General features: G+C 71.2%; 6 protein-coding genes. 5 read left to right on the plus strand and 1 reads right to left on the minus strand.

Features of this window, described 5'->3' with window-relative positions; all coding sequences use genetic code 11:
* The 3 genes from ABTZ99_RS44530 to ABTZ99_RS44540 form a co-directional block, all read left to right on the plus strand.
* Nucleotides 1–383: EAL domain-containing protein (locus tag ABTZ99_RS44530; RefSeq protein ID WP_499619200.1), on the plus strand; the 383-nt coding region annotated here is incomplete at its 5' end.
* A 61-nt stretch (nucleotides 384–444) separates the two neighbouring features.
* Nucleotides 445–1,191: a phosphotransferase family protein gene (locus ABTZ99_RS44535; protein ID WP_499619202.1), complete on the plus strand. Its 747-nt coding sequence runs from the start codon at nucleotides 445–447 to the stop codon at nucleotides 1,189–1,191.
* 179 nt (nucleotides 1,192–1,370) lie between these two features.
* Nucleotides 1,371–1,787 (plus strand): hypothetical protein, encoded by a 417-nt coding sequence (locus ABTZ99_RS44540; protein ID WP_499619204.1) that lies wholly within the window; start codon nucleotides 1,371–1,373, stop codon nucleotides 1,785–1,787.
* Between the two features lie 161 nt (nucleotides 1,788–1,948).
* Here the strand turns inward: ABTZ99_RS44540 and ABTZ99_RS44545 are convergent, their stop codons facing one another.
* A complete protein-coding gene (locus ABTZ99_RS44545) occupies nucleotides 1,949–2,995 on the minus strand; it encodes a LacI family DNA-binding transcriptional regulator (protein ID WP_498786910.1) in 1,047 nt (348 codons plus the stop codon).
* Between the two features lie 227 nt (nucleotides 2,996–3,222).
* On the opposite strand from ABTZ99_RS44545, the gene ABTZ99_RS44550 reads away from it, so the two are divergent.
* Together ABTZ99_RS44550 and ABTZ99_RS44555 are read left to right on the plus strand one after the other, a co-directional pair.
* Nucleotides 3,223–4,275, plus strand: a complete 1,053-nt coding sequence (locus tag ABTZ99_RS44550) for a sugar ABC transporter substrate-binding protein (protein ID WP_498786911.1) — start codon at nucleotides 3,223–3,225, stop codon at nucleotides 4,273–4,275.
* A gap of 3 nt (nucleotides 4,276–4,278) precedes the next feature.
* Nucleotides 4,279–5,304, plus strand: coding sequence for an ABC transporter permease (locus ABTZ99_RS44555; protein WP_498786912.1), 1,026 nt, complete (start codon nucleotides 4,279–4,281; stop codon nucleotides 5,302–5,304).
* Nucleotides 5,305–5,392: the final 88 nt, after the last annotated feature.

Raw genomic sequence — 5,392 nt, forward strand, 5'->3', positions numbered from 1 at the left:
TGCCGTCGCGGGTGCGGCAGGCGATGGGCGAGCTGGTGGAGCGGGGCATCCGGTTCGCGGTGGACGACTTCGGCACCGGCTACTCGTCGCTGGCCCGGTTGAGGGACCTGCCGGCGCAGATCATCAAGGTCGACCGGCGGTTCGTGTCCGGGGTGGGCAACGACAGGTCGGACCTCGCGGTGGCGCGGGCGGTCGTGGACATGGCCCGGGCTCTCGGCCGCACGTGCGTGGCGGAAGGGGTGGAGACCGCGACCCAGTTCGACGTGCTGCGCGAACTCGGCGCGGACGCGTTCCAGGGCTGGCTGTTCTCCCGCCCGGTCCCGGCCGAGGACATCCGGAGCCTGCTGGCCATGAGTCCCCTGCACGCCCCTGCCGCGGGATGACCGACCGGACGAGCCGTGAAATCCGGCGACATCGGCGGCCTCGCCCGACAGGATGGCCGGCATGGAAGAGGTCGAGGTCGTCGTCGCGCACAGCCAGCGGGCGACGTTGCGGGTCGGCGAGGTGTTCCTGAAGGTCGACGGCGACGCGGCGCACGCGGAGGTCGAGGTGCGGGCGATGGCGATGGCGCCGGTGCCGACCCCGGCGGTCCTCTGGCGCGAGCCGCCCGTGCTCGCGATCGCCGCCGTGCCCGGCAAGGCGCTCGGCGTCCTCGGCGAACCGTCGCCCGCGTCGCCGGCGGCGTGGGCCGCGGTCGGCGCCGCGGTCCGGGAGCTGCACGACGCGCCGTTGCCGCCGTGGCCGGGGCCCAGGCTCGAGGACGTGGCGGCGGAGCTCGACAGCGAGTGCGCGTGGCTGCTCGCCAACGCCGTGCTGCCCGCGGAGGTGATCCGGCGCAACCGCGAGATCGCCGAGGCCGCGCTCCGGCCGTGGGAACCGGCGTTCATCCACGGCGACCTGCAGATCACGCACGTGTTCGTCGACGGGGACGAGGTCACCGGCGTCATCGACTGGTCCGAGGCCGCCCCCGGCGACGCCATGTTCGACCTCGCCACCTTGACGCTCGGGCACGAGGAACGCCTGGACGACCTGCTGGCCGGCTACGGCGACGACGTGGACCGGGACGTGATCCGCGCCTGGTGGTCGTTGCGCAGCCTGACGGCGTCGCGCTGGCTGATCGAGCACGGCTTCGACCCGGACGCGCCGGGGTGCGAGTTCGACGTGCTCCGGGCCCGGATGCAGGAACCCTGATACCGCTCCGACGCGGGACTCGGAGTTGTCCAGGTGTCGTCGATGCCTGCTAACCTCGAACCAGCGAGGGGAGTACTCCCAAGCAGCGGTGTCGCCTAAGGGTGTTCGCGCACCCCGGTGCCGTTGGTCGGTCCGTCCGGCGGAGGAGACCTCCAATCGGTCAAGCACGTCTTGATCGGTTGGAGAGGCGCTCCCTCCAGCCGATCGGGCTGGAGGAGCTCATGCAGGCTCTGCGGGACTTCCTGGTCGAGGCGCTCAAGTCCGGCTACGGCAAGTCGGTCCTCGCCGTCGCGGCGTTGTGGATCACCAAGCCGGTGTGGTTGGCGCTCACGCGGGTCGTCGAGGAGTGGGTGCGCTCCGGCCCGGTCCGGCGACGGGTGACGCACGAGGGAAGAGCCATCGAACGAGCCCTCGGCGCCGAAACCAAGGAGCAGGGCGATCAAGCTCGCGAGGTCCTCAGACTCCTGTTGAGGGCTCCCGATCCCGAGCTGCCCGGGCCGGCCGCCGGCGAGACACCGGCAGGCGCGGACTCGGAGACCAGGACGCCGGCGAACGAGGATCCGGACGCCGGCGAAGGACGAGCGGGCGCCCCTTGACCGGAACGGGGTGTTCCGCCGTAGGGGGATGCGCCCGGTTCCGGTCCCGGGTGCACGTGATGGTTGCGACGCGTTGGGCGTGGCAGAGGACGTCGGCCCTGCCACTCGGCCGTCACGTCGACGGGCCGCCAACCGCCGACGAAGCGGGTGTCAACGGCCCGTTACGCGCCCGTGTCCGACGACGGGGGCGGCAGCTCGCCCGAACCGCGCCGGACCAGCGTCGCGGGCACGACGGCGTGCGTCGGCGGCGACTGCTCGCCCCCGATGCGGGCGAAGATGAGCTCCGCGGCCCGGCGGCCGAGCGCCGGGACGTCCTGGCGCAGCACGGTGACGCCGGGTTCGAGCATGTCGGCCAGCGGGAAGTCGTCGAAGCCGATCAGGGCGACCGAGCGGTGCAGGTCGCGGTCGCGCAGGGCGCGCATCGCGCCGACGGTGACCAGGTTCTGCGCGGTGAACAGGGCGGTCGGCGGCTCGTCCAGGTCGAACAGGGTCGCGGCGGCGCTCTCGGCGGCGTCGGGACCGTGCAGGTCGGTGCGCACCAGCTCGTCGCGCAGCGTCAGGCCGGCGTGGGCGAGCCCTTCCAGGTAGCCGGTGTAGCGCTCCCGGCTGGTCCACAGCGTCTGCCGGTCACCCAGGAACGCGATGCGCCGGTGGCCCAGGCCCGCGAGCTGGAGCACGGCTTCGCGCGAGCTGTCGCGGTTGGTGGTGGTCACGCTGTCGGTGCCGTCGAACGTCGGCGGGCGGTCGACCAGCACCATGGGCGTGCCGCGCTCGCGCTCCTGCTGCAACGCGTCCTGGTGCCCGCCCACGGCCATGACGACGATGCCGTCGACGCGGCGGGTGGCGAGGGAGGTGAGCAGCTCGCGCTGGAGCTCCGGGTCGTCCTCGCTGCTGCCCGCCAGCACCAGCACGCCGTTCTGCCGCGCCCGGTCCTCGACCGCGCGCAGGAGGGCGGCGTCGAACGGGTTGGACAGGTCCTCGAACAGCACGCCGAGGGTCGCGCTGCGCCGGTCGGAGCGGCGCAGGCTGCTGGCGGTCAGGTTGGGGCGGTAGCCGAGGGTGCGCGCGGCGGCGCGGACCCGTTCGACCACGTCGGGGCCCGCGCCGGGCAGGTCGTTGATGACCCGCGACACGGTCTTCGTGCTGACCTTGGCGAGTGCGGCGACGTCCCTCATGGTCGGCTCGCGCCGTGCACCCCGTGAGTCCATGGACCTCTGCTCCATCCTGGGTAACGCTTGCGTAACGGCGGCTTGTCGCGGCTTGGAGCACGAAGCTAGCGTCAACGATGACTTAACAACAGTCCCCCTTCCTCCCCCGTCGCTCCAGTGAGGGTGGAAGCGCCGGACTTCTTGCTTTTGATCTCGCGTAACCAGGCCTGACGTGAACGCCCTCGTGTTCCGCTGCCGGTTACGTCAACGTTGACGTAGGAGGAGACATGACCGGACCGTCGCGGACGGGCGTCAGGCTCACGGCCCTGGTGTCGGCGTCGTTGCTGGCGCTGGTCACCGGGTGCGGGGACGGTGGCGACGCGGCCGGCGGCGGCACGCTCGTCGGGTTGGTGACCAAGACCGACACGAACCCGTTCTTCGTGAAGATGAAGGAGGGCGCCCAGCAGGCGGCCGGTGGGACGGGCGCGACGGTGCAGTCCTTCGCGGGCAAGCAGGACGGCGACAACCAGTCGCAGGTCGACGCGATCGAGAACCTGGTCGGCGCGGGCGCGAAGGGCATCCTGATCACGCCCAACGACTCCAAGGCGATCGTGCCCTCGGTGGACAAGGCCCGCCAGGCCGGGCTGCTGGTCATCGCCCTGGACACCCAGCTGGAGCCGGCCGACGCCGCCGACGCGACCTTCGCCACCGACAACTACCAGGCCGGCAAGCTCATCGGGCAGTGGGCCAAGGCGAAGTTCGAGTCCGAGGGCAAGCAGGCGAAGATCGCGCTGCTGGACCTCAACCCGAACCAGGTGTCCGTGGACGTGCAGCGCGACCAGGGCTTCCTGGAGGGCTTCGGCGTCGACGTGAAGGACAAGGGCCGCATCGGCGACGAGAGCGACCCGCGGATCGTGGGCCACGACGTCACCGACGGCGCGCCCGAGGGCGGCCGGACGGCGATGGAGAACCTGCTGCAGAAGGACCCGGGCGTCAACCTCGTCTACACGATCAACGAGCCGGCGGCGGCGGGCGCGTACGAGGCGTTGAAGGCGGCGGGCAAGGAGAAGGACGTCACCATCGTCTCGGTCGACGGCGGCTGCCCCGGCGTGCAGAACGTCAGGTCCGGCATCATCGGCGCCACCGCGCAGCAGTACCCGCTGAAGATGGCGCAGCTCGGCGTGGAGGCGATCGCGAAGTTCGCGAAGGACGGCACCAAGCCGCAGAACACGGCGGGCAAGGACTTCGTGGACACCGGCGTCACGCTCATCACCGACCAGCCCGCGTCCGGGGTCGAGTCGAAGGACTCCGCCTGGGGCCTGCAGAACTGCTGGGGCTGAGCCATGTCGACCACGCTGTCCGAAGAACGCACGCCGGGCGGTGACCAGGCCCGTCCGTCACCCCTGACCCGCCTCCAGCACCTGCTGCACGCGCAGGCCACCATCGGGCCCGCGGTGGTGCTGCTGGTCGCCGTGGTCGTGTTCGCCGTGCTGTCACCCCGGTTCCTCACGCCGGGCAACGTCTCCCTGATCCTGCAACAGGTCGCGGTCATCGGCACGCTCGCCGTCGGCCAGACCATCGTCATCCTCACCGCCGGCATCGACCTGTCCTGCGGCGCGGTCATGGTGCTGACGTCCATCGTCATGGCGAAGGTGGCGGCGGACACCGGGTTGCCGGGCCTGCCCGCGCTGCTGCTCGGCTTCGTCGTCGGCACGTTGTGCGGCCTGCTCAACGGCCTGCTGGTCACGCGGCTGAAGCTGCCGCCGTTCATCGTCACCCTCGGCACGCTCAACGTGTTCTTCGCGTTGAACCTCTGGTACTCCGAGAGCGCCACCATCCGCGGCGCCGACATGCCGTCGTTGCTGCTGTGGACCGGGCAGACGGTCAACCTCGGCGGCACCCGGGTCACCTACGGCTCGATCATGATGGTGGTGCTGGTGGCCGCGATGGCGTTCGCGCTGAAGAACACCGCGTGGGGTCGGCACGTCTACGCCACCGGCGACGACCTCGAAGCCTCCCGGCTGTCCGGCATCCGCACCGCCCGCGTGCTGCTCAGCGTGTACGCGATGGCGGGCCTGGTGTACGCGCTGGCGGCGTGGGTGCTGATCGGGCGGATCGCCTCGGCGAGCCCGCAGGCCGGGCAGATGGACAACCTCGACTCGATCACCGCGGTCGTGATCGGCGGCACCAGCCTGTTCGGCGGTCGGGGCGCGATCGTCGGTTCGCTGATCGGCGCGTTGATCGTCGGCGTGTTCCGCAACGGGCTGGCGCTGGCCGGGGTGGACGTGCTGTGGCAGACCCTGGCCGTCGGCGTGCTGATCATCGTGGCGGTGTCGCTGGACCAGTGGATCCGGAAGGTGAAGCCATGACACCCTCAGTGTCAACCTCAAGAATTAGATCAAGCGGCTGCGGCTTGGTCGGTGAGTCGTTGCGCGCCGCCGTGGAGTTCGGGGTCGT

Origin of the sequence: Actinosynnema sp. NPDC002837, assembly GCF_040295345.1 — a bacterium.
GTDB lineage: Bacteria > Actinomycetota > Actinomycetes > Mycobacteriales > Pseudonocardiaceae > Actinosynnema.

Coding starts and splice junctions, on each gene's coding strand:
- ABTZ99_RS44555 (WP_498786912.1), top strand. CDS start 4,279: ATGTCGACCACGCTGTCCGAAGAACGCACGCCGGGCGGTGACCAGGCC.
- ABTZ99_RS44535 (WP_499619202.1), top strand. CDS start 445: ATGGAAGAGGTCGAGGTCGTCGTCGCGCACAGCCAGCGGGCGACGTTG.
- ABTZ99_RS44545 (WP_498786910.1), bottom strand. CDS start 2,995: ATGGACTCACGGGGTGCACGGCGCGAGCCGACCATGAGGGACGTCGCC.
- ABTZ99_RS44550 (WP_498786911.1), top strand. CDS start 3,223: ATGACCGGACCGTCGCGGACGGGCGTCAGGCTCACGGCCCTGGTGTCG.